This is a genomic window from Nocardioides sp. NPDC004968, assembly GCF_040608935.1.
Taxonomy (GTDB): domain Bacteria; phylum Actinomycetota; class Actinomycetes; order Propionibacteriales; family Nocardioidaceae; genus Nocardioides.
The window spans coordinates 365,267-386,020 of sequence record NZ_JBEXJF010000001.1 but is presented as its reverse complement, the minus strand read 5'-3'; the positions used below and the strand labels follow the sequence as shown (position 1 = coordinate 386,020).

The 20,754-nt window shown below is 70.0% G+C and carries 27 protein-coding genes and 1 pseudogene; 10 read left to right on the top strand and 18 right to left on the bottom strand.

What is annotated here, in order from left to right:
* Nucleotides 1–21: 21 nt before the first annotated feature.
* A complete protein-coding gene (locus ABZU72_RS01855) occupies nt 22–564 on the bottom strand; it encodes a TetR/AcrR family transcriptional regulator (protein ID WP_355017207.1) in 543 nt (180 codons plus the stop codon).
* A gap of 79 nt (nt 565–643) precedes the next feature.
* Here ABZU72_RS01855 and ABZU72_RS01850 point away from each other — a divergent pair, with 79 nt between their 5' ends.
* The gene (locus tag ABZU72_RS01850) at nt 644–1,192 is read left to right on the top strand and encodes a hypothetical protein (RefSeq protein WP_355017206.1); all 549 of its coding nucleotides are present in this window, start codon (nt 644–646) and stop codon (nt 1,190–1,192) included.
* On the opposite strand, the gene ABZU72_RS01845 is transcribed toward ABZU72_RS01850, so the two are convergent.
* From ABZU72_RS01845 to ABZU72_RS01825, 5 genes are all read right to left on the bottom strand, one after another.
* Complete coding sequence (locus ABZU72_RS01845; protein ID WP_355017205.1) at nt 1,182–2,000, bottom strand: RNA methyltransferase; 819 nt, start codon at nt 1,998–2,000, stop codon at nt 1,182–1,184. The two genes, ABZU72_RS01850 and ABZU72_RS01845, sit on opposite strands and share 11 nt — an antisense overlap.
* A gap of 84 nt (nt 2,001–2,084) precedes the next feature.
* A complete protein-coding gene (gene rplT / locus ABZU72_RS01840; protein WP_355017204.1) occupies nt 2,085–2,468 on the bottom strand; it encodes a 50S ribosomal protein L20 in 384 nt (127 codons plus the stop codon).
* A 43-nt stretch (nt 2,469–2,511) separates the two neighbouring features.
* The gene (locus ABZU72_RS01835) at nt 2,512–2,724 is read right to left on the bottom strand and encodes a 50S ribosomal protein L35 (protein ID WP_008359371.1); all 213 of its coding nucleotides are present in this window, start codon (nt 2,722–2,724) and stop codon (nt 2,512–2,514) included.
* A 75-nt stretch (nt 2,725–2,799) separates the two neighbouring features.
* Nucleotides 2,800–3,543: a translation initiation factor IF-3 gene (gene infC, locus ABZU72_RS01830; protein ID WP_355017203.1), complete on the bottom strand. Its 744-nt coding sequence runs from the start codon at nt 3,541–3,543 to the stop codon at nt 2,800–2,802.
* 257 nt (nt 3,544–3,800) lie between these two features.
* Nucleotides 3,801–4,295, bottom strand: a complete 495-nt coding sequence (locus tag ABZU72_RS01825) for an SseB family protein (protein ID WP_355017202.1) — start codon at nt 4,293–4,295, stop codon at nt 3,801–3,803.
* 90 nt (nt 4,296–4,385) lie between these two features.
* Here ABZU72_RS01825 and ABZU72_RS01820 point away from each other — a divergent pair, with 90 nt between their 5' ends.
* The 5 genes from ABZU72_RS01820 to ABZU72_RS01800 all read left to right on the top strand — a co-directional run bounded on the left by ABZU72_RS01820 (nt 4,386) and on the right by ABZU72_RS01800 (nt 8,486).
* Nucleotides 4,386–4,850 (top strand): hypothetical protein, encoded by a 465-nt coding sequence (locus ABZU72_RS01820; RefSeq protein WP_355017201.1) that lies wholly within the window; start codon nt 4,386–4,388, stop codon nt 4,848–4,850.
* Between the two features lies 1 nt (nt 4,851).
* A complete protein-coding gene (locus tag ABZU72_RS01815; protein ID WP_355017200.1) occupies nt 4,852–5,421 on the top strand; it encodes a 4-amino-4-deoxy-L-arabinose transferase in 570 nt (189 codons plus the stop codon).
* 76 nt (nt 5,422–5,497) lie between these two features.
* Nucleotides 5,498–6,400, top strand: a complete 903-nt coding sequence (locus ABZU72_RS01810) for an aldose 1-epimerase family protein (protein ID WP_355017199.1) — start codon at nt 5,498–5,500, stop codon at nt 6,398–6,400.
* Nucleotides 6,397–7,035 (top strand): heme ABC exporter ATP-binding protein CcmA, encoded by a 639-nt coding sequence (gene ccmA, locus ABZU72_RS01805; protein WP_355017198.1) that lies wholly within the window; start codon nt 6,397–6,399, stop codon nt 7,033–7,035. The genes ABZU72_RS01810 and ccmA overlap by 4 nt, the downstream gene beginning before the upstream one ends.
* The gene (locus tag ABZU72_RS01800; protein WP_355017197.1) at nt 7,032–8,486 is read left to right on the top strand and encodes a DUF6297 family protein; all 1,455 of its coding nucleotides are present in this window, start codon (nt 7,032–7,034) and stop codon (nt 8,484–8,486) included. Before ccmA ends, ABZU72_RS01800 begins: the two co-directional genes overlap by 4 nt.
* Nucleotides 8,487–8,493: 7 nt before the next feature.
* On the opposite strand, the gene ABZU72_RS01795 is transcribed toward ABZU72_RS01800, so the two are convergent.
* From ABZU72_RS01795 to ABZU72_RS01780, 4 genes are all read right to left on the bottom strand, one after another.
* On the bottom strand, nt 8,494–9,708 hold the full coding sequence (locus ABZU72_RS01795; protein WP_355017196.1) for an SGNH/GDSL hydrolase family protein: 1,215 nt from the start codon (nt 9,706–9,708) through the stop codon (nt 8,494–8,496).
* Between the two features lie 91 nt (nt 9,709–9,799).
* A complete protein-coding gene (locus ABZU72_RS01790) occupies nt 9,800–10,252 on the bottom strand; it encodes a PH domain-containing protein (RefSeq protein WP_355017195.1) in 453 nt (150 codons plus the stop codon).
* On the bottom strand, nt 10,236–11,126 hold the full coding sequence (gene hisG, locus ABZU72_RS01785) for an ATP phosphoribosyltransferase (RefSeq protein ID WP_355017194.1): 891 nt from the start codon (nt 11,124–11,126) through the stop codon (nt 10,236–10,238). The genes ABZU72_RS01790 and hisG overlap by 17 nt, the downstream gene beginning before the upstream one ends.
* Nucleotides 11,127–11,136: 10 nt before the next feature.
* Nucleotides 11,137–11,400 (bottom strand): phosphoribosyl-ATP diphosphatase, encoded by a 264-nt coding sequence (locus ABZU72_RS01780; protein ID WP_008359350.1) that lies wholly within the window; start codon nt 11,398–11,400, stop codon nt 11,137–11,139.
* Nucleotides 11,401–11,507: 107 nt separating this feature from the next.
* Between ABZU72_RS01780 and ABZU72_RS01775 the strand changes: the two genes are divergently transcribed.
* Nucleotides 11,508–11,762 (top strand): helix-turn-helix transcriptional regulator, encoded by a 255-nt coding sequence (locus ABZU72_RS01775; RefSeq protein WP_355017193.1) that lies wholly within the window; start codon nt 11,508–11,510, stop codon nt 11,760–11,762.
* Nucleotides 11,759–12,379 carry a hypothetical protein gene (locus ABZU72_RS01770; RefSeq protein WP_355017192.1) on the top strand — a complete coding sequence of 207 codons (621 nt, stop codon included), beginning with the start codon at nt 11,759–11,761 and terminating at the stop codon, nt 12,377–12,379. Before ABZU72_RS01775 ends, ABZU72_RS01770 begins: the two co-directional genes overlap by 4 nt.
* Before the next feature lie 21 nt (nt 12,380–12,400).
* Here ABZU72_RS01770 and ABZU72_RS01765 read toward each other — a convergent pair whose 3' ends face one another.
* From ABZU72_RS01765 to ABZU72_RS01750, 4 genes are all read right to left on the bottom strand, one after another.
* Nucleotides 12,401–12,928 carry a gamma carbonic anhydrase family protein gene (locus tag ABZU72_RS01765; protein WP_355017191.1) on the bottom strand — a complete coding sequence of 176 codons (528 nt, stop codon included), beginning with the start codon at nt 12,926–12,928 and terminating at the stop codon, nt 12,401–12,403.
* 11 nt (nt 12,929–12,939) lie between these two features.
* The gene (locus ABZU72_RS01760) at nt 12,940–13,944 is read right to left on the bottom strand and encodes a cation diffusion facilitator family transporter (RefSeq protein ID WP_355017190.1); all 1,005 of its coding nucleotides are present in this window, start codon (nt 13,942–13,944) and stop codon (nt 12,940–12,942) included.
* Complete coding sequence (locus tag ABZU72_RS01755; RefSeq protein WP_355017189.1) at nt 13,941–14,297, bottom strand: metalloregulator ArsR/SmtB family transcription factor; 357 nt, start codon at nt 14,295–14,297, stop codon at nt 13,941–13,943. The genes ABZU72_RS01760 and ABZU72_RS01755 overlap by 4 nt, the downstream gene beginning before the upstream one ends.
* Before the next feature lie 253 nt (nt 14,298–14,550).
* The gene (locus ABZU72_RS01750; RefSeq protein WP_355017188.1) at nt 14,551–15,792 is read right to left on the bottom strand and encodes a DUF222 domain-containing protein; all 1,242 of its coding nucleotides are present in this window, start codon (nt 15,790–15,792) and stop codon (nt 14,551–14,553) included.
* Between the two features lie 342 nt (nt 15,793–16,134).
* Here ABZU72_RS01750 and ABZU72_RS01745 point away from each other — a divergent pair, with 342 nt between their 5' ends.
* Both ABZU72_RS01745 and ABZU72_RS01740 read left to right on the top strand, forming a co-directional pair.
* A complete protein-coding gene (locus ABZU72_RS01745) occupies nt 16,135–16,743 on the top strand; it encodes a class I SAM-dependent methyltransferase (RefSeq protein WP_355017187.1) in 609 nt (202 codons plus the stop codon).
* A 311-nt stretch (nt 16,744–17,054) separates the two neighbouring features.
* Nucleotides 17,055–17,312 (top strand): annotated as a pseudogene (locus ABZU72_RS01740) (TipAS antibiotic-recognition domain-containing protein); the annotation flags it as partial.
* Between the two features lie 7 nt (nt 17,313–17,319).
* Here ABZU72_RS01740 and ribH read toward each other — a convergent pair.
* From ribH to ribD, 4 genes are read right to left on the bottom strand one after another with little or no spacing between them, the layout of a single operon-like run.
* Nucleotides 17,320–17,802, bottom strand: coding sequence for a 6,7-dimethyl-8-ribityllumazine synthase (gene ribH, locus ABZU72_RS01735; protein ID WP_350657968.1), 483 nt, complete (start codon nt 17,800–17,802; stop codon nt 17,320–17,322).
* A complete protein-coding gene (locus ABZU72_RS01730) occupies nt 17,799–19,070 on the bottom strand; it encodes a bifunctional 3,4-dihydroxy-2-butanone-4-phosphate synthase/GTP cyclohydrolase II (protein WP_355017186.1) in 1,272 nt (423 codons plus the stop codon). Before ABZU72_RS01730 ends, ribH begins: the two co-directional genes overlap by 4 nt.
* Complete coding sequence (locus ABZU72_RS01725; protein WP_355017185.1) at nt 19,067–19,663, bottom strand: riboflavin synthase; 597 nt, start codon at nt 19,661–19,663, stop codon at nt 19,067–19,069. The genes ABZU72_RS01730 and ABZU72_RS01725 overlap by 4 nt, the downstream gene beginning before the upstream one ends.
* On the bottom strand, nt 19,663–20,730 hold the full coding sequence (gene ribD / locus ABZU72_RS01720; RefSeq protein WP_355017184.1) for a bifunctional diaminohydroxyphosphoribosylaminopyrimidine deaminase/5-amino-6-(5-phosphoribosylamino)uracil reductase RibD: 1,068 nt from the start codon (nt 20,728–20,730) through the stop codon (nt 19,663–19,665). Before ribD ends, ABZU72_RS01725 begins: the two co-directional genes overlap by 1 nt.
* Between the last annotated feature and the right edge of the window lie 24 nt (nt 20,731–20,754).

Below are 20,754 nucleotides of genomic sequence, written 5' to 3'. Positions count from 1 at the left end.
CAAGACGCCGACGAGAGGCCGTCACGGGAGGGTCAGCAGCCGGATGACAGGTCGCGCGACGTCGCCGGCGTCATCGGCAGGGTCGTGCGGAACCGAGCCGGCGAGCCACAGGCTGGCGAAGCCGTGCACGATCGACCATGCGGCCAGTTCGGTGGTCTTGTTGGCCGATGTCGACAGCGCCTCGGTGAGCGCCCGGCCGGCGCGCTGCTCGGCGGCAGCCAGCTCCGGCGCATCGGGATCGTACAGCGCCGGGCTGAACATCACCTCGAAGTGCGCACGGTGCCCCACCGCGAACCGCACGTACGCCACCCCGGCCTCGATCAGGTCGCCACCGGCAGCGGACAGTGCGTCCGCGAGCAGGTCGTAGCCCTCGGCCGCGAGCGCTGTGAGCAGACCGCGTTTGCCGCCGAAGTGGTGGGAGAACGCCGCGTGCGAGACGCCGGCTCGCCGGGCGACGTCGCGCATGCTGAGCGCGGCAGGTCCGCCGCCCTCCTCGAGCGCTTCGACGGTCGCGGCGAGCGCGGTTCTGCGCAGGTCCCCGTGATGGTAGGTCCGATCGGTCACGAGGCGATCTTACCATTGACAACATTTGGCAGCGCGCTTATCTTGCCAGTGGTAACTTCATCGTCAGAGGAGAGCACTCATGCTCGAGACACTCATGCTTCTCGTTGTTCCCACGGCCGGGTTCAGACTGCTCGGGGCCCTGGGCCTGAGCCGTTTCGCGACCTGGCGATCCAGCGCCACCCACGGCTTGGCGGTGCTGCTGCTGTTCACCGGGAGCGCGCACTTCGTTCCGGACAGCGTCACGATCATGCCCAGCCATGACGATCTGGTCGCCATGGTCCCGCCGTTCGTTCCCGCCGCCAGCCTCACGATCTACATCACCGGCGTACTGGAGCTGCTGGGCGCCGTCGGGCTCGTCATCACGCGGACGCGCCCGGCTGCCGGACTCGGACTGGCCGTGCTCTTCGTCCTGCTGTTGCCCGCCAACATCTACGCGGCGGTCGAGAACATCCCGCTCAACGGCGATCCGGCTACGCCGCTCTGGTTCCGACTCCCCGAGCAGGTCGTCTACGTCGTCGTGGCGCTCTGGGCGGCGCTACCCGTTCGACAGGGCCGCGTCCCGCGACCGGCAGGAACGCCGAACCCCGGAGCCGACGAGGCCGATCGACGCTTCGGCGTCAGGAACTGACTTCTCGGCGTTGGGCCTTGGCGCTGGCGTAGAGGCACAGGGCGGCGGCGGTGGAGAGGTTGAGCGACTCGGCCCTGCCGAAGATCGGGATGCTCATGATCTCGTCGGCCTCGGCGGCGAGCTCGGGCGGGAGGCCCCAGGCCTCGTTGCCCATCAGCCAGGCGGTGGGCCGGGCCAGGAGCGCGTCGGCGCTGAACAGGTCGGCGGTGCCGTGCATGTCGGCGGCCAGGACGGTCAGGCCGGCGGCCTTGGCCGCCTTGACGGCGACCAGCGGATCCCGCTCGATCGCGATCGGGAGGTGGAAGGCGGAGCCGACCGAGGCCCGGATGGTCTTGGGGTTGTAGAGGTCGACCGAGTCGCCGGCCAGGATCACCCCGGACGCGCCAGCCGCGTCGGCACAGCGGATGACGGTGCCGGCGTTGCCGGGATCGCGTACGTCGGCACAGATCACCACGAGCGGACCCGCGATGTCGGTGAGCGGCACGTCGAGGAACCGGCACAGTGCCACCACCCCGGCGGGGGTGACCGAGTCGGAGAGCCCGGCCATCGCTCGGTCCTCGACGAGAGTGACCGGTTGGTCGGCCAGCACCGAGGCGTACGCCTCGGCTCCGGCTTCGGTCGCGAAGATCTCCTGCACGCAACTCACCCCAGAATCCAGCACAGTGCCGAGCGCACCCTCAACGGCCTTCGGACCGTCGGCCAGGAAGACCCGCCGCTCCGAGCGAACCGCACGTCGCGCGAGCTTGCGGATCTCCTTGAGGCGCGAGTTCCCCGCGGACAGCTTCACGTTCTCCCCCGACTCATTCACTGACGAAGACTCCCACGTCGCAACAGAGAACGACGCCCCCAGCCCGGCACAGCGGCCGGTGGGGGCGTCGTTTCAAACGCAAGCTCAGGCGTTCGCCGGGGCGTTGACGTCCTCCGGCAGAGCAGCCTTGGCCTGGGCGACGATCGCGTTGAACGCGGCCACGTCGTTGACGGCGAGCTCGGCGAGGATCTTGCGGTCGACCTCGATGCCGGCCAGGTTGAGACCCTGGATGAAGCGGTTGTAGGTCATGCCCTCGGCACGCGCCGCCGCGTTGATCCGCTGGATCCACAGCTTGCGGAAGTTGCCCTTGTTCTTGCGGCGGTCGTTGTAGGCGTAGACGAGCGAGTGGGTGACCTGCTCCTTCGCCTTGCGGTAGAGGCGCGAGCGCTGGCCACGGTAACCCTGGGCCCGCTCGAGGGTGGTGCGACGCTTCTTCGCAGCGTTCACTGCGCGCTTGACGCGTGCCATTTCAGTGCTCCTTGAATGCTAGGGAAAGTTTCGGGGTGATCGCTCAGCGACCGAGCAGCTTCTTCGCGCGCTTCACGTCGGCGGGGGCGAGCTCCACCAGACCGGCGTTGCGACGGTGCTTCTTGCGCGAGCCGGTCGTCGGCGCGGAGGCGAACGCAGCGCCGGACTTACGGCCGGCCTGCAGGCGCTGGATCTTCCCGGAACCGGTCACCTTGAAGCGCTTCTTGGAACCGGAGTGGGTCTTGTTCTTCGGCATGTTCTTCTCTCTCTCGTCGTCCGGCCGGTCACGGGGCGCCGCGGCGGCGGAAGTCTCTTGCTGGGCCCGGGAGGCTCAGACGTCGATGTCGGGGTCGAGGTTCTCCGAGCGGCGCTTGACCTTCGGAGTGGAGACCGGACGCGCGGCGTTCGCAGCCGTACGCTCCGCCTTCTCGGCGGCCTCGTCGGCAGCGCGCTCGGCGGCCTTCTCCTCCTTGGCCTCCTTGGCCTCGACCTTGGCGTCGGCCTTCTTCTTGTGAGGGCCGATGACCATGGTCATGTTGCGGCCGTCCTGCTTCGGCGAGGACTCGACGAAGCCAAGCTCCTCGACGTCCTCGGCGAGCTTCTGCAGCAGGCGGAAGCCGAGCTCGGGACGGTGCTGCTCACGACCGCGGAACATGATCGTGATCTTCACCTTGTCCCCGGCGTTGAGGAACCGCACGACGTGACCCTTCTTGGTCTCGTAGTCGTGCTTGTCGATCTTCGGACGAAGCTTCATCTCCTTGATGATCACGTTCGTCTGGTTTCGACGGGCTTCACGGGCCTTCTGGGCGTTCTCGTACTTGAACTTCCCGTAGTCCATGAGCTTGCAGACCGGCGGCTTGCCCTGCGGGGCGATCTCGACCAGGTCGAGGTCGGCCTCCTGGGCCAGGCGCAGCGCGTCAGGGGTCGGCACGATGCCGACCGTCTCTCCGTTGGGACCAACGAGGCGGACCTCGGGAACCCGGATCCGGTCGTTGATACGAAGCTCAGTGCTGATGTGTCCTCCAGTTGTTGTGGCTGCGGAGGCTCTGGATCTCGGCTTCCGGGCCGCGTGCACGGGCGGTCCGGAAATCAAAAAAGGCTTCCGCTTGTCAGGTCACAAGCGGAAGCCAGTCATAACGCTCACCCGCGCACGGGCTCGCACCACCGGGGACACTGTCTCCGGGACCGGACCCGACGACCTTCGTTGCCAGGCGGTCGATGCGGGTGGGAGAACGCTGTCGTGATCTCCGCTTGTTGGATCAAACCGACGGCGTACGTCGGCTGATCGGTCAACACGGAACATTACTGCAACATTCCCCGCTGTCCCAATCGTCAGGGCCGCACCCAGGCGGTACGCGGCCCTACGGTCGCCAGCTGCCAGCCCTCGGCCACCTTCTGCAGGTCGTCGCCCTCGATCGCGAACGGGACCGGGCCGGCGAGATCGAGCACGAGGGCGTCGGCGCCGTCGTGGACGGCGGCCTGAGCCGCGTCCCGCAGGGAGACCGGAACCGGGCGGGCGTCGGCCTGCCACGCCTGCAGCGGCGCGGTGCCGGTGAAACCGAGCAGCGCCTGGCGCCCGTCGGCACCGGTGAGCAGCACGGTGGCCATGTCAGAGGTCTTGTCGTGCGCCAGACCGGCTTCGTCGACCTCGATCTCGCCCAGCACCGCGACCACCGGGACGAGCACCCGGGCAGCCGCCAGGGTGATGAGCACATCGGCGTGCGTGGCCCGGCCCGCGGCGTACGACCTCATCACGGTCGCGACCTCAGGGCTGGTCTCACCGGTGTCGCCAGGAAATGCCGTGCCGAGTAGTCGTTTGTCGTTCATCGCCTCCCCATTCAACAACAGAGCAACATCAGGGCAGATATCGGGGACAGTCCGGGTGCCAGACGACCACGACGGTGGAAGACTGCAGGTATGGACCAAGGCGCCTACCTCGCACTAGCCGCCGCGCTCACCATTCTGGGCGCGATCTGGACCTGGGTCGCGTTCCGACGGCGCGGCCTCGGAGCCGGCGTGAAGGCTGCCGGGTGGACGCTGCTCGCCCCGGCGGCGTACCTCACCGGCCTGCTGCGCGCCGGCGGCCGGATCGTCGACGCGATCGCCGACTGGGCCGCACGCCTGGTCTTCAGCCCGACCGTCTGGATCGGGTTCGGCATCGCCGCGCTCGCCATCGTGCTGATCTTCGTCTCCCGCCTCCTGCCCACCAAGGAGAAGCCGAGCCGAGCGGCCCGGAAGGGGGCTGCCGGTGCTGCGCCCGCCGGTTCGGCCGGCCCGGCCTCGGTCGCGGCTCCGAAGACGGCCAAGGGCCCGGTGGTCGACGACGATGACGACGACATGGCCGACGTGAACGACATCTTGAAGAAGTACGGCATCTCCTGAGTTGACCGACTCCACTGATGGCCTCGGGCTCCACTTCAGCGAGCCGGCAACCGATCTCCTCACGATCGCGATGAGCCGCCCGGCCACCCTCGGCCCCGGACGGCTGATCTGCGTCGACGGCCCCGCCGGCTCCGGGAAGACGACGCTCGCCACCGCCCTGGCTGAGATGACGCAGGCCCCGGTGGTCCACATGGACGACCTGTACGCCGGCTGGGACGGCCTCGCCGAGGGCATCGCCCAGCTCGAGACGATCCTGCTTCCCCTCGTCGAGGGAGCCCCCGGCTCCTACCGGCGTTATGACTGGCACGCGCGCGAGTTCGCCGAGACCGTGCTGGTCCCGCCGAGCCCGCTGCTCGTCATCGAGGGCGTCGGCAGCGGCGCCGCCGCGTACGACGGCTTCCGCACCGCCCTCGCCTGGGTCGACGCGCCCGAGGAGGAGCGCCGGCGACGCGGCATCGACCGCGACGGCGAGACCTTCGCACCCCATTGGGACGCCTGGGCGGCCGCGGAGATCGAGCACTTCGCCCGCGACCTGACCGCCGCCCGCGCCGACATCATCGTGACCATCTGAGCGGCCGTCGCTCCATGGCCCGAGGCTAACCCGACCGGCCACCGGGACGTACCGGCCACCTCGATAGCCTGTGACCGTGCTGAGACCGAGTGGAGAGCAGTTCACGATCGATGGCGGGGGCTACTCCGCGACGGTGACGGAGAGTGGCGGCGCGCTGCGGCTGCTGTCCTACGAGGGGCGGGACCTGATCGCCGGGTTCGGCGACGACGAGCAGTCCAGCGGGGGCAAGGGTCAGCTGCTGGCGCCGTGGCCCAACCGGATCCGCGACGGCCGCTACGAGTTCGGCGGGAAGACCTATCAGCTCGGGCTCACCGAGGTCGCACGCAACAACGCCTCCCACGGGCTGGTGCGGTGGTCTCAGTGGCTGCCCATCGACGAGGCCAAGGACTCGATCACCCTGGCCACCCGGTTGATGGCGCAGAGCGGCTATCCGTGGACCCTCGACCTCGAGGTGACGTACTCAATCGGCCCTGACGGGCTCACCGTGACCCAGGCGGCGACCAACCACGCCGACTCCCCCGCGCCCTACGCCGCCGGCGCGCACCCCTATCTCACCGTCGGGGCCGGTCCGGTCGACGAGTGGACGCTCACCCTGCCGGCGCGGACGCGCCTGCTCTCCGACGAGCGCAAGCTGCCCACCACGAGCGAGGCGACGGCGGGGACGGCCTACGACTTCACCTCCGCCAAGCCCATCGGCGACGTCGTCCTCGACCACGCCTTCACCGATCTCGACCGGGGCGAGGACGGACGGGCGACGGTCACGATCCAGGGTCCCGACGGCAGCGTCGCGCTCTGGGTCGACGAGCACCACCCGTGGCTGATGGTCTACAGCGCCGACGACCAGGCGCCGGCCCGCGGCGGTCTCGCCGTCGAGCCGATGACCGCTCCCCCGGACGCCTACAACTCGGGCACCGACCTGATCACGCTTGCCCCCGACGAGCGCCTCGAGGTCACCTGGGGCATCACCGCGCTGACATGACGCTGCTGACCGTCTCCGGGCTCAGCAGGACCTACGGCGACCACGCCGTCCTCGACGGGCTCGACCTCACCCTCGCGGCCGGCCGGGCGATCGCCCTGACCGGTACGAACGGGTCGGGCAAGTCGACACTGTTGCGTTGCGTGGCCGGGGCCGACGAACCGACCGCCGGCGAGGTGCTGCTGGACGGCAGGCCGTACGACGAACGCTCGGCGCAGATGCGCCGGGACGTCGCCGCTCTGCTCGACGACCTGGACCTCTTCCCGGACCTCGCGGTGATCGAGCACCTCGACCTGGTCGCGCACGCCCATCGGGTCGAGGATCCCGAGGGCACCGTCGACGGCGTGCTGGACGAGGTCGGCCTCAACGATCAGGCCGACCAGCTGCCCGGGTCGCTCTCCTCGGGTCAGCGTCAGCGGCTCGCGCTCGCGCTGCTCCTGGTCCGGCCCCGCCGGCTGCTGCTCCTCGACGAGCCCGAACAGCGGCTGGACGCCGAGGGCGCCATCTGGCTCGCCGACCTGCTCCGACGGGAGAAGGAGGCCGGGGTCGGCATCCTCTTCGCCAGCCACCACCCGGCTCTTGTCGAGGCGGTGGCCGACGACGTCGTACGCCTGGGCTCCTCCTCCGACGAAGCATGAGCACGGAGACACCGGCGCCGACGCCGGCTGAGATCCGCGGACTGGTCCGCGAGTGGCGTCGCGGACACGTCACCGCACCCTGGGGCGAGGTGCTCTACCAGGCCTACCTCGCTCTCCTGACGGTCCTGATCTACGGCTCGGGGCTCGTCAGCGCGGTGGTCAATGCCGGGCAGGCGGTGGAGGGCTGCACCACCGGGCCCTGCGTCGGCACCCGCGCCGCCGGACCGGTCCTTCTCGTGCTGATCTGGCTGGCCCTGGGCGCCGCGGCGCTCCGGCTCCTGGGACCGCTCATGGCCTCGCCCGCGACCTCGGCGCTGGTGCTCTCCACGCCGGTGGACCGTGGCCGCTGGCTGGGACGGCAGTACGCGACGGTCCTGACCCTAGGAGCCCTCGCCGCCGCGGTCCCGGCCCTCCTCGCCGCCGTGACCGCTGGCTGGCCGCTGCACACCGGAGGCGCGCTGGCGCTCGCCGCGGCGCTGCTGGCACCGGCGACGTACGCCGCGGGGGCCGTCGCCCAGGCGCGACCGGGGTCGGCATGGCGGATGGTCGGGCCGGTGACGGCGCTCGTCGCCCTGGCCGCGGTGGCGGCCGTGGCCGCCGGCGTCACGGCCCGGCTGACCCCGCCCGCGGACGCGCGGTGGTGGCTGGTGCCGGCTGTGCTCGCGCCGGTGACCACCGGGGCCGCAGTGCTCGCGCGCCGTCGTCTCGGTGACCTGCGCCGTCGTGACCTGACTCGCGGACATGGGCTGGCCAACGGGCTCTCCGGCGCTCTCGCCGGGATGGACACCGCCCTCGCCTACGACGTCGTGCTCCAGCACACCAGCAGCCAGCGTGCCGTCGTCCGGGCACGGCGCCTGCGGGGTCCTCGCGGGCCGCTCGCGCTCGTCACCGCCGATCTCGTCCGACTGCGGCGGGCGCCGCTGCGCGTCCTGGCGCCCGCCGCCGCGGTGGTGCCTGCGTACGCCTTGGCGGAGGCGGGCGCGGGTGCGCTGGTCGTGCCGGTGATGGTGGTCCTCGGCTTCGGGGCGGCCATCCCGCTCGGCGCCGGGCTGCGGGTACTGTCGCGATCGAGCAGCCTCGCACGGCTGCTGGGCACCTCATCCTGGCAGCTGCGGCTCGGCGCGCTGGTGGTCCCGACAGTGCTGCTGATGGCCTACGGGCTGGGCTGTCTGTGGGCGCTGCCACACCCGCTGCTGGCTCCAGCGATCGGGCTCGGCGCACTCGCCACGCTCACCCGGTGGCTCGTCGCTCCCCCGCCCGACTACGCCTCAGCGATGGTCTCCACCCCGATGGGGGCGATGCCGGTCTCGCTGTTCGGCAACGCGGTGCGCGGCTTCGACATCGCCGGGCTGGTGAGCATCCCGGCGCTGTTCGCCCCCGACGCCCTCGGCGCCACCGTCTCGATGGCGATCTCGGTCGTGACGCTCGGGGTGCTCGTCGGCCGCCGCTGAGCCAGGCTCAGCGGTCACACTCCAGCAGCCGCAGGTCGAACGCGTCGGCCATCGCCGCATAGCCGGCGTCGCCGGGGTGGAGGTGGTCCCCGGAGTCGTACGCAGGCAGGAACCGCGCCGGTCGCTCGGGGTCACGCGTGGCCGCGTCGAAGTCGACGATGCCGTCGAACTCACCGGAGGTCCGGATCCACTCGTTGACCGCGACCCGCACCCGGTCGCGCGCCGGGGTGTAGCGGCTGCCGCCCTCGTACGGGGTGAGGGTGGCGCCGACGACGCACACGTCCTCGGCGTGCGCCTGCGCGACCAGGTCGCGGTAGGCCACGATCAGGTCGGAAGCCTCGTCGGCGTCGTCCCAGCGGATGTCGTTGATCCCCTCCAGCAGCACGACCGTGGAGACGCCGGGCTGGTCCAGGACGTCTCGCCGGAAGCGGTCCAGCCCGCGCTGGCCACCGGTGCTGTCGACGAGCACGCGGTTGGCGGAGATGCCCTCGTTCATCATGCCGAACCGGCCGGCGAACGAGCTCGCAGCCACCCGGTCGGCCAGCACGTCAGGGTAGCGCCGGTCGGCTCCGACCGTGGAGCCGTTGCCGTCGGTGATCGAGTCGCCGAAGAGCACCACGGTCTTGACCCGGCGCGGCTTCTCGACGACGACGCTCTCGACCCAGTACCAACTGGAGATCTCCGTCGTGAACGCCGCGCCCGACTCCTCGCCGGCCACGTCCGCGCCGGCCGTCCCGGAGACGTAGGAGGTCTGCGTGGCCACGTCGTGCCCGGTGATCGGGCCGCTCTCGCCGACGACGTGGAAGCTCACCGCGAGGGTCGTATCGGCCGGCACCGACGCGTCTACCGGGTCGCTGAGCACCTCGGTGCCGGGGGCGACGGTGACCTGGTCGGCGCCGTCGAAGGTCAGCGGCCGGTTCGTGCCGGACACCACCGCGGCACCGTCCGCGGCCAGGCCGATGTGTACCGAGGCGAACGTCACCGGACGGTCGCCGAACACGTTGGACAGGGTGATGCGTACGCCGGAGCCACCCAGCGAGGTGTGCACCAGGTTGCGCACCGACCGGTCCGTCAGGCCGGCGGCGCCGGTCTGACCGCCCACCTCGTCGGCCGAGGCACCCCACGTGCCGACCGGGTGCACCGGCGCGGCCTGGGCCGGCACGGTCGAGACCAGAGTGAGGACAGCCGCCAGCGCCGCGAGAGCACGAGTCCATGAGATCACAAAGACACGCTAGGACTCCGAGGGCACCGCGATCAGAGCTTCGGGCGAAGATTCCCCGAAGCGTTGTAAGTGGTTCGCCGCAGGGTCGCTGCTAGGACAGTTCTTCGGCCAGTGTGCGCAGCGTGTGTACGGCCTTCTTCGACGAGCCCCCGTCGGAGGCCTGGATGCCGAGGACGGAGATGTTGTGGCCCGAGGCCAGGTCGATGTTGGGCCACGGCGCGCCACGCGGGTAGTTGATCGCGAGGACCTCGGCCCACTCCAGGTCACGGCGCTTGAAGCCGTTGACCACGGTCAGACCGTCCTCACGTGCGACCACCCGCGACCGGGTCACCGCGTGCACGCAGACCACGATCCCGATCCCCAGGGCCCCAAAGGTGAGTCGCTCGAACATGGTCACCTGCGCCTTGATCTCGGGCGTGAACCCGACCCAGACCATCGTGCACATGATCGCCAGGGCGGCCACGAGGAACCAGCCCATCACGCGTGCCCCGAGCGGGCGCCAGGTGTGCGGCAGCTTCACCGGCAGGTCAGATCCGGCAGGCATTGATCTCCGTCAGCAGGATCGCGCGGGCACCCACGGCGTACAGATCGTCCATCAGCTTCTGCGAACCGGCCCGCGGCACCATCGCACGGACGGCGACCCAGCCCTCGCGGTGCAGCGGGCTGACCGTCGGCCCCTCGAGACCCGGCGTCATCGCGGAGGCCTCGGTGAGGTCCTCGGCGCGGATGTCGTAGTCCATCATCACGTAGCTGCGCGCGATCAGGACGCCGTCGAGGCGGCGCTTGAAGGTCTCGTACGCCTCCGGCAGCCCTGCCGAAGCGGAGCCCGAGGCATCCAGGCCACCCGACCGGGTGATCACCACGGCCTCGGAGCGCATGATCGGCTCGCCGAAGATCTCCAGGCCGGCCTGCCGCATCGTGGAGCCGGTCTCGACCACGTCGGCGATCGCGTCGGCGACACCGAGCTGGATCGAGGTCTCGACGGCGCCGTCGAGACGGGTGACGCTCGCGTCGATCCCCTCGCGCTCCAGGAAGGCCGAGACGACCCCGACATAGGAGGTCGCGATCCGCTTGCCGCGCAGCTCCTCGATCGAGGTGAAGGCACCGGCGCGGCCGGCGAAGTGGAACCGGCTTCGGCCGAAGCCGAGCCCGATGACCTCGTCGGCCTTGGCGCCGGAGTCGAGGAGCAGGTCGCGGCCGGTGATGCCGATGTCGAGGGTGCCTTCGCCGACGTAGAGCGCGATGTCGCGCGGGCGGAGGTAGAAGAACTCGACGCCGTTCTCCTCGTCGATGAGGGTCAGACGCTTGGAGTCCTCGCGCTGGCGGTAGCCCGCCTCGCGCAGCAGCTCGGAGGCGGAGCTGGACAGAGAGCCCTTGTTAGGGACGGCGATCCGGAGAGGCTTGTCATCGGTTGTCATGAGGGTTCCCCTACAGGTGTGAGTAGACGTCGTCGATCGAGATTCCGCTGGCGAGCATGAGCACCTGGGCGTGGTAGAGCAGCTGGGAGATCTCCTCCGCGGTCGCTTCCTTGCCCTCGTACTCGGCCGCCATCCAGGACTCGGCGGCCTCCTCGACCAGCTTCTTCCCGATCGCATGGACCCCGGCGTCGAGCTGTGCCACGGTGCCGGATCCTTCAGGTCGGGTCCGGGCCTTCTCACTCAGCTCGGCCCAGAGCTCGTCGAACGTCTTCACGAGCGTCAAGCCTAGGCCGTACGCGACCCGGCCCCCGAATCGTCTCACCGAATCGATAGCAGTCCTGCTATAGACGGCCATAGCAGACCTGCGATATCTTCGATCTCATGAGCACCGACGACGAGGACACCGCGTTCTACGTCGGGATCGCCGCGCAGGTCACCGAGCACCGGGTCGCGCGGGGCCTGTCCCAGCGCGAGCTCGCCGAGCTCTGCGGCACGACGCAGTCGGCGATCGCTCGACTGGAGTCCGGGTCCCGTCCACCCAAGATCGACACCCTTCTCCGGGTGGCAGCCGCCCTCGACTGCCGCCTCGAGGTCGGCTTCCACGCCCGCACCCGAGCCCACAGGAGCACGCCATGAAGACCCCGATTGCCGCCGATGAGGTCGAGTCGACCCGCAGCGAGCGGTTCCTGGCGGTCGCACTGACCGCCTTCCTGCTCGTCGGCACCGTCTGGTTCTACGTCAAGGTCGCCGGCTGGTGGCCGCTCTACATGGACTGGGACCAGTGCAACAACGGCCAGACGGCGTGTGAGATCCCCGGTCACGAGGCGATGCAGATCGGCATCCGCCTCGGCTTCATCATCCTGCTCTGCCTGGTCGGATTCTGGGTCCTCTACCGGCTGCGCCGCAGCGGCTCCCGCTTCCTCCCGCTCGGCTTCGCGCTCGCCGCGACCGGGGTGATCATGGCCCTGGTCTTCGCCTTCCACTACACCTTCGAGTACGCCGACTTCGGCCCGCTCATCCTGTCGCTGTTCGGTGCCGCGGCCACCGTCGGCGTCTTCGTCGCCGTCCAGCGCCTGCTGGCCAAGCGGATCCCAGCCATGCGCGTACGCAAGGGCGACTGCCCCTACTGCGGCTACCCGGCCCGCGGCAAGCACTGCGAGGGCTGCGGCCGAGAGACCATCGCCCCGTGCGCGACCTGCGAGGCAGATCGCCGGGTCGGCTCGCTCCACTGCGTGGCCTGCGGCGCCGACTGACCCTCCACCTCAGGTTGAGGGCTAGACCGGACGCACCGTCGCGCGGTGCAGCTTCATGAACTCGACGTAGCCTGGCGCGTTGAGCTCGAGGATCGCCGCAGGGTTGGTGCCGGGCTCGATCGTGCCGCGGATCTTCGCCGGCACGCCCATCACCAGGCTGCGGTCGGGCACCTCGGTCCCCTCGACCACCATCGCGCCGGCCGCGATCAGGCAGCCGTCGCCGATGACCACGGCGTCGGAGACCACTGCCCCGTTGCCGATCAGCGACCCGGTCCCGATCCGGTCGCCGTGCACCACGCAGCCGTGCGCGACCGTGCTGTGCGGGCCCATCTCGAGGGAGGAGCCAGGGCGTACGTGCAGCACCGAGTTGTCCTGCACGTTGGAGCCCTCACCGATGATGATCGGCCCGACGTCGGCGCGTAGCACCGCGCCGTACCAGACACTGGCGTTCGGCCCGAGGCGAACGTCACCGATCAGCGTCGCTGTCGGCGCCACCCAGGCGTCGGGATGGATCTGCGGACTCTTGCCGTCGAACTCGAAGATGTTCATCGACGCAGATACTAGGCATGCGCGCCGTCGGGGCTGACGTGGAGGACCACGCTGGTCAGGCGCGGCAGCGCCTCCAGGAGATGCTCCTCGGCGTGGTGGGCGATGTCGTGGCCGGCGGAGACGGGCAGCTCGGCTGACACGGTGATGTCGCCGTCGGCGTGGAGGGTATGGCCGATCCATCGCAGCCTCAGGCTGCGGACCTCGAGCACCCCGTCGACCGTGCCGACCGCCTCCCTCGCCCTGCGTACGTCATCAGGGGTGACCGCATCCATCAGCCGGGCGCCGACCTGCTTGAGCGCCGAGCGCAGCACGCCGAGGATCGCGATGGCGATGAGCAGTCCGATCACCGGGTCTGCCCACGGCATCCCGACCGCGACCCCGGCAGCACCGAACACCACGGCCAGCGAGGTGAAGCCGTCCGTACGCGCGTGGAGCCCGTCCGCGACCAGAGCGGCCGAGCCGATCTGACGGCCCACGCGGATCCGATAGCGCGCGACGATCTCGTTGCCCAGGAACCCGACCACCCCCGCCGCCGCGACCGCCCAGACGTGCTCGACCTCGCGCGGATGGAAGAGCCGGTCGATGGCCTCCCAGCCCGCCAGGATGCTGGAGAGGGCGATCATGGCGACGACGAAGAGACCGGCGAGGTCCTCCGCCCGGCCGTACCCGTAGGTGAACCGGTCGTTGGCCGGACGCCGGGCGAGCCAGAACGCCACCAGCAACGGCACCGCCGTCAGCGCGTCCGCGACATTGTGGAGCGTGTCCCCCAGCAGAGCCACCGACCCGGTCAGGCTCACGACGACCGCCTGCAGTCCCGCTGTCAGCGCGAGGACGCCGAGGCTGATCCACAGCGCCCGCCGGCCACGTACGTCAGCCTCCAACGCCTCGTCGACCTGATCCGCCGCATCGTGGGAGTGAGCCCCGAAGACGTCCGAGACCGCATGCTTGAGCCGCGACCACCGCCCATCGTGCGCATGGCTGTGGTCGTGTGGGTGATCGTGCAACGTATGGGTCATGCCGACTCCTCCCCCGACCGGTGGTGCGCCGGAACCTGGTCCAGGAGATGCTCCACGTGGCCGATCGTGTCGAGGACCAGCTGGCGCACATGCCCGTTCTCGACGCGGTAGAGCACCGAGGTCCCCTCCTTCCGCGTCGTCACCAGCCGAGCCATCCGCATCTTCGCCAGATGCTGCGAGACCCCCGGCACCGGCTTGTCCAGCATCGACGCAAGCTCGGAGACCGACCGCTCCTCGTCCAGCAACAGCCCCGCCATCTGGAGGCGCGTCGGGTCGGCCAGCATCCGCAGCACCTCGACGGCAAGAGTGACCACGTCGTCGCCCCACACCGGAGGTTGCGTATTTGCATGCATGCGCAAATTGTAGCGATATGACGGCCTCCTCGACACCCCACCCACGGCACCGTCGAGTCGGCAGCTCTGCCGAGCACAGAGGATGCGAAGACTCGCAGCCGAGCACGAAGCCGTTCACAACGGCCTGACGGGCCTTCACCGGGTGCCGCCCGACCCCTTGAGAGGGCCGTGCCGGCCAAGGCCTGAATTCGACCGAGTCGGGCGGTTCTTGGGCGCTCGGCTGGTGCGGTGTGAATCGCTGTGATCGGTCGCTCTATGTGCGTCGAGTGAAGCGGATGTCGCCGCTGGGGAGGCGTTCGTGGAGGTATGCGGTGTCGTGGGCGCGGTGGTGGTGATGGGAGCAGAGAAGGGCGGCGTTGTCGAGGTCGGTCGCGCCGCCTTGGGCCCAGGCGATCCAGTGGTGGGCCTCGGCCCAGGTGCCGGGGATGTCGCAGCCCTCGGCCTCACAGGTCGCCGAACGGAGCAGGAGAGCTCGGCGTTGGGCGGCGGTGAAGAAACGTTCCTTGCGCCCGAGATCGAGAACCTCCGAGGCACCGCCGAGGACCGCCGGAATGATGCCTGCGGTGCAGGCCAGCCGCCGGGCCTCGGCCGCGGTGATCGGGCTGCCGCCGACGATGTCGCCGACGCCGGCCTCCTTGCGGAGCTGGTCGATGTCGATGGTCACGATCACCGTGGTGGCGTCCCCGCCATGGATCGGTAGCCGGGTCGGGTCGAGGGTCTCCAGCATCTGGCACAACGCCCGACCCAGCCGCCGGGCGTAGGGCAGGAACTCGCCGGTCTCGGTGCGGCTGCCGTCGTCACGGCGTGGTGAGGCGAACGCCTCCAGGTTGGTGGCCAGCCGGTCCGCAGCGGCATCGGGGACCACCGCAGAGATCCGCGTGGTGCCATCCCCGAGGCGCCGCATGGACAGGCGGGTCTTCTTCCGGGCGTGGGCCTCCTCCACGGCGAGCCGTCGGGCTTCCTCGGCCTCGGCGATCTCAGGGGCGATCAGATCGAGGATCCGACGCCCGAGGCGGCGCAGCTGGGTGGGGTCGAACTGGGTCGCGTAGCCGACCAGCGCTTCTTCGGCCTTGACCCGGATCTCTGGGTCGAGATCGGTGGGGAGGTCTTCGAGGGCGTCGACGATCACTGTGGCTTGGGCCGGGTTGCAGTCCCCGGCGCGCATCGCGGCCGCGACCTGGTGGTAGGTCCGGTCCAGTGCGTGAGCGAGCCGGAGGTCGGCGCGCAGGTTCTCGGGGCGCTGGTGGGTGTGGTGATGCAACCACGCCGCGACATCCCGCGCCGCGCTCTCGGCCGCCACATCATGGGCAGCGGCGAGCACCCGGAGCTCGAGCTCAGCCAGCTGGGCCTTGGCCCGGGCGATCTCGAGCAAGGTGGCGGCCTTCTGGTCGGTGGCCATGAACGAAGGGTTCGCCGCCGCAACCCCATCAAGAGCGGCGGTGATCGCGACCACGGCCCCGAGCACAGGGTGTTGTGGCTGTTGCAGCGTGGTCATCACGGTCACCTCCCGACGTACGAACTCAAAGGGTCTGCACACACGCAGATCCATCTTGGTTCGCTGGTCTCGGAGGCCCGGAGTACGGGCTATTACTTACCCTCGCAGCTCAGCGTTCACGCCCCTGGTTCCCCTGGATTACCCCACACCCGTTGTCTCCCGGATGAATAGGGCACGCCTCTTTCGAGGTGGTCGGCGGCTGGAAGCCCGCAAGACAGCCAAATGGCACCCAGCCAGGCACCCTGGTTCTAAATCTCCCAACCCAAACACAGTATTGGCCCCACCCACGCTGGAACTCAGCACAAGGCGCCCGCAGTCGAAGCCCGCTACCCTCGATGACCGATGACCATGACCGAGATCGGCGCAGCCTACGACGGCCGCGCAGCCGAGTACATCGACCTGTTCGGAACGATCGACCAGCTCGCCGAGCGCGACCGCGAGACGATCACCACCTGGCGAGACACCACGTCCGGCCGCCTATTGGATGCCGGCTGCGGCCCCGGCCTCTGGAGCCAGGAGCTGACCACAAGCGGCGTACGCGAGGTGGTCGGCGTGGATGCCTCGGCCGAGTTCGTCGCCGCCGCACGAGCGCGGTATCCAGAGGTCAGCTTCGAGCGAGCGGACCTGGCCGCGCTCCCGCTGGAGGCCAGGTCGATCGGCGGCATCCTGGCGTGGTGCTCGATCATCCACACCCCGCCCGCCGACCTCCCCGCGATCTTCGACGAGTTCGCCCGCGTGCTCACACCCGGCGGGTCGGTGCTGATCGGGTTCTTCGACGGCGAGCCAGGCGAGGCGTTCGACCACGCGGTGCACACGGCCTACTTCTGGTCCGCCGAGGCGCTCGGAGACCTGCTGGAACCGAACGGCTTCATCGTCGAGCAGACGTCAGCCCGGAAGGACCCGGGTGCGCGTCGCCGGCAAGGCGATCTGGTCGCGAGACTCGTCGCCTGACTTCCGGTCAGCTTGACCCTCACGCAACGTGAGGCTCAACGATTCCCTGCATGAGCGACTACTACGACGCATTCGAGGTCAGCCCCGTGCCACTGCCGGGACCCGACGCGGTGGCCCCGGAGCCGTTCCGCGGGATCTATGGCATGCCTCAGTTCCTGACTGTTCCGTGCGCCGCTGGATGTTCCAGGACGTGCTGCTCGTCCCCGCCGGGCCCGGGCTCGCTGAGCCGACAGCACCGCCGGCCACGAGCGTCAGCTTCTCCTGCGTACTGAGCTCGTACGCCGGCGGGATACTGCCTCTATACCGACGCCGACCTGCAGCGGCTGAGCCGGGCGATGACCACGCTCGAGCAGGATCTCGGTGCCGCGATCGACATGGACGTACCGCCCGGAAGCCCCGAGGCCAACGAGCTCGCCGAGCGTCACCGTGAGGTCTTCGGCAACTTCTTCCCGATCACACACCAGATGCAGGTCTGCAGGTCTGCCTCGGACGGATGTTCGAGGCAGACCCGGGCTTCGTGGCCCACTACGACGGCATCCGAGACGGTCTGGCGAGCCATCTGGCGGTGACGGCGTCTCAGTAGTGGCGTACGCAGTCACGCAGGGCGAGCGCGGTCTCCATGGCCGCCGCCGCAGCCTCGTAGCCCTTGTCCTCGCTGGACCCCTCGAGCCCGGCCCGGTCGAGCGCCTGCTCCTCGTTGTCGCAGGTCAGCAGGCCGAAGCCGACGGGGATGAGGTGGTCGATCGCGATCCGGTTCAGCCCGTCGGTCGCGGCCGAGCAGACGTAGTCGAAGTGCGGGGTGCCACCGCGGATGACCACGCCCAGCGCGACGATGGCGTCGTAGCCCGACTTCGCGAGCGCGGCCGCGGCGACCGGGAGCTCGAAGGCGCCCGGGACCCGGACGACCGTCAGGCCGCCGACGGCGGCGTCCTTCAGCGCCCGCTCGGCGCCGTTCAGCAGGCCGGCCATCACCTCGTCGTGCCAGCGCGCCGCCACCACGGCGACCCTCAGGTCGCTCGCGTCGACGACCTCGGGGGTCGGGGCTCCCTTGCCACTCATCGATTCTCCTCAGACAGATCGGGCAGCGCGTGACCCATCCGGTCACGCTTGGTCAGCAGGTAGGCGAGGTTGTGCTCGTTGGGTCGCGGGGTGAGCGGGACCCGCTCGGCGACCTCGACACCGTACGCCTCCAGGTGACTCACCTTCTCGGGGTTGTTGGTCATCAGGCGTACCGAGTCGACCTTGAGGTCGCGCAGGATCTGCGAGGCGGCGCCGTAGTGTCGCGCGTCGGCGGGCAGGCCGAGATCGAGGTTGGCGTCGACGGTGTCGCGACCGCCGTCCTGCAGCTGGTAGGCCTGCAGCTTGGCGAGCAGCCCGATCCCGCGGCCCTCGTGTCCGCGCAGGTAGACAACCACACCGCAGCCCTCCGCCGCGATCCGCGAGAGGGCCTCCCGCAGCTGCGGCCCGCAGTCGCAGCGCCGCGACCCGAACACATCGCCGGTCAGGCACTCCGAGTGCACGCGCGCGAGCACCGGATCGCATCCGGCGGTGTCTCCGTAGACCAGCGCGACGTGCTCGACCCCGTCGTCGATGGTGCGATACCCGTACGCGGTGAAGTCCCCGAACTCGGTGGGCAGCCGGGTCACCGCGTGACGCTCGACCAGCACCTCCGTACGCCGCCGATAGGTGACCAGGTCGGCGATCGAGATCATCGCGAGACCGTGCTCGTCGGCGAACTCCCGCAGCTGCGGGGCGCGCTGCATGGTGCCGTCGTCGTTGACGAGCTCGACCAGCGCACCGGCGGGCTCCAGACCGGCCAGCCGGGTCAGGTCGACCGCGGCCTCGGTGTGGCCGACCCGGACCAGCACTCCCCCGTCACGTGCCCGCAGTGGGAAGACGTGGCCGGGCCGGGTCAGGTCCCCGGCCACCGACGACGGACCGGCGAGCAGCCGAGTCGTGAGCGCCCGGTCGGCCGCCGAGATGCCGGTCGAGACGCCCTCGCGGGCGTCCACCGAGACCGCGTACGCCGTCTGCTTGCGGTCCTCGTTGACACGAGTCATCGGCGGCAGGTCGAGAGCGTCGAGCCGCTCCCCCGGCAGCGCCACGCAGATCACGCCGGAGGACCAGCGGATCGCGAAGGCCATCACCTCCGGTGTCGCCAGCTCGGCGGAGAAGATCAGGTCTCCCTCGTTCTCGCGGTCCTCGTCGTCGACGACCACGACCGGCTTGCCGGCCGCCAGGTCGGCGATCGCGTTCTCGACCGGATCCAGCCGGACCCCGACGTACTGCTCGGTGCTGTTCTCGATACTGCTGTGCTCGATCTTCACGGCCGAACCCCTCCCAGAAGCTTCTCGACGTGCTTGGCGATGATGTCGGTCTCGAGGTTGACCTCGTCGCCGACGGCCCGGAACCCCAGTGACGTACGCGCCAGGGTCTCCGGGATGAGGCTCACCGTGAAGGCGTCATCGCTCACGGAGACGACGGTGAGGCTGATCCCGTCGACCGCGATCGAGCCCTTCTCGACGACATAGCGAGCCAGCTCAGGGTCGAGGGAGATCGTGACGACCTCCCAGTGCTCGCTGGGCTCACGCGAGACGACGCGCCCGACGCCGTCGACGTGCCCTTGCACGATGTGGCCACCGAGCCGGGTGCTCGGGGTGACCGCGCGCTCCAGGTTGACCTGGTCGCCGACCGAGAGCGCGTGCAGGCTGGTGCGCTTGAGCGTCTCCAGCATCACGTCGGCGGTCCACTCGTTCTCACCCAGAGTGGCGACGGTCAGGCAGCAGCCGTTGACCGCGATGGAGGCGCCCAATTCGGCGTCCGACAGCACGGTCGCGGCGGAGATGGTCAGGCGTACGGCGTCGCCCTGGTCCTCGATCCCGGCGACGGTGCCGAGCTCCTCAACAATCCCGGTGAACATCACTGCTCCCCTTTCTGTGGTTCCAAGATGAGTCGTACGTTCGGCTCGTCGCCCACCGCGGCAGGAGCGAGCACATCGACTGAGCGCACCCGCGGCCGGAAGGCGTCGGAGATGGTCGTGATCCCGAGGTCGGCGACGGCCGAGCGACCGGCGCCGAGCAAGAACGGGGCGACGTAGACGACGATCTCGTCGACGAGGCCGGCGTCCAGGAAGGCCGCGGCCAGCGTCGGCCCACCCTCGAGAAAAACATGGCGGCGCTCGCGCTCCCACAAGGCGGTCAACGCCTCGTGCGGATCGCGCGTGCGGAGGTGGAGGGACGGCGCCTGCGCGTCGAAGATCCGGCGGTCCTCAGGAAGGTCGCGCTCCCCCATGACGACCCGGAGAGGCTGTACGCCGACCGGCCGGTCCTCCAGGTCACGGACCGTCAGCGCGGGGTCGTCGACCGCGACCGTGTTGGTCCCGACCAGCATCGTGTCGCTCAGCGCCCGCAGCTTGTGGGTGTCGAGCCGCGCGGCACGCGAGGAGACCCAGCGCGAGGTGCCGTCGGCGGCGGCGCTGCGCCCGTCGAGCGTGGTGGCGAACTTCCAGGTCACGTAGGGGCGCTGCAGCTCCGCCGCCCGGGTCCAGACCCGGTTGAGCTCACGGGACTCCGCTGCGTACAGGCCCTGCTCGACCTCGATGCCCGCCTGCTTCAGTGTGGCGGCACCGCCGGCGGCGACCGGGTTGGGGTCGGACTGGGCGTAGACGACACGGGCGACCCCGGCCTCGATCAGCGCCTGCGAGCAGGGGCCGGTGCGGCCGGTGTGGTTGCACGGCTCGAGCGTCACGACTGCGGTCGCTCCCCGAGCGGCCTCCCCGGCGCCGGCCAGCGCATCGACCTCGGCGTGAGGCGTGCCGGGCCCGCGGTGGTAGCCCTCGCCGACCATCGACCCGTCAGGCGCCAGGAGTACGCAGCCCACCCGCGGGTTCGGATAGATGGCAGGTCCCGGGGCGCCGATCGCAGCGGCCAGCTCCAGGGCGCGACGCATCGCTCCCGGCTCCGGGTCACGCTGGTCCAAGCACTTCATCTGATCCCCTCTGGTCCGTCTCAC

Excerpts from the sequence above, each read along its gene's own strand:
- ABZU72_RS01725 (WP_355017185.1), bottom strand. The coding sequence starts at position 19,663 with ATGTTCACCGGGATTGTTGAGGAGCTCGGCACCGTCGCCGGGATCGAG.
- ABZU72_RS01755 (WP_355017189.1), bottom strand. The coding sequence starts at position 14,297 with ATGCATGCAAATACGCAACCTCCGGTGTGGGGCGACGACGTGGTCACT.
- ABZU72_RS01750 (WP_355017188.1), bottom strand. The coding sequence starts at position 15,792 with ATGACCACGCTGCAACAGCCACAACACCCTGTGCTCGGGGCCGTGGTC.
- ABZU72_RS01850 (WP_355017206.1), top strand. The coding sequence starts at position 644 with ATGCTCGAGACACTCATGCTTCTCGTTGTTCCCACGGCCGGGTTCAGA.
- ABZU72_RS01765 (WP_355017191.1), bottom strand. The coding sequence starts at position 12,928 with ATGAACATCTTCGAGTTCGACGGCAAGAGTCCGCAGATCCATCCCGAC.
- ABZU72_RS01745 (WP_355017187.1), top strand. The coding sequence starts at position 16,135 with ATGACCATGACCGAGATCGGCGCAGCCTACGACGGCCGCGCAGCCGAG.
- ABZU72_RS01770 (WP_355017192.1), top strand. The coding sequence starts at position 11,759 with ATGAAGACCCCGATTGCCGCCGATGAGGTCGAGTCGACCCGCAGCGAG.
- hisG (WP_355017194.1), bottom strand. The coding sequence starts at position 11,126 with ATGACAACCGATGACAAGCCTCTCCGGATCGCCGTCCCTAACAAGGGC.
- ABZU72_RS01825 (WP_355017202.1), bottom strand. The coding sequence starts at position 4,295 with ATGAACGACAAACGACTACTCGGCACGGCATTTCCTGGCGACACCGGT.
- rplT (WP_355017204.1), bottom strand. The coding sequence starts at position 2,468 with ATGGCACGCGTCAAGCGCGCAGTGAACGCTGCGAAGAAGCGTCGCACC.
- ABZU72_RS01835 (WP_008359371.1), bottom strand. The coding sequence starts at position 2,724 with ATGCCGAAGAACAAGACCCACTCCGGTTCCAAGAAGCGCTTCAAGGTG.
- ABZU72_RS01760 (WP_355017190.1), bottom strand. The coding sequence starts at position 13,944 with ATGACCCATACGTTGCACGATCACCCACACGACCACAGCCATGCGCAC.
- ABZU72_RS01820 (WP_355017201.1), top strand. The coding sequence starts at position 4,386 with ATGGACCAAGGCGCCTACCTCGCACTAGCCGCCGCGCTCACCATTCTG.
- ABZU72_RS01790 (WP_355017195.1), bottom strand. The coding sequence starts at position 10,252 with ATGCCTGCCGGATCTGACCTGCCGGTGAAGCTGCCGCACACCTGGCGC.
- ribD (WP_355017184.1), bottom strand. The coding sequence starts at position 20,730 with ATGAAGTGCTTGGACCAGCGTGACCCGGAGCCGGGAGCGATGCGTCGC.
- ABZU72_RS01775 (WP_355017193.1), top strand. The coding sequence starts at position 11,508 with ATGAGCACCGACGACGAGGACACCGCGTTCTACGTCGGGATCGCCGCG.
- ribH (WP_350657968.1), bottom strand. The coding sequence starts at position 17,802 with ATGAGTGGCAAGGGAGCCCCGACCCCCGAGGTCGTCGACGCGAGCGAC.
- ABZU72_RS01800 (WP_355017197.1), top strand. The coding sequence starts at position 7,032 with ATGAGCACGGAGACACCGGCGCCGACGCCGGCTGAGATCCGCGGACTG.
- ccmA (WP_355017198.1), top strand. The coding sequence starts at position 6,397 with ATGACGCTGCTGACCGTCTCCGGGCTCAGCAGGACCTACGGCGACCAC.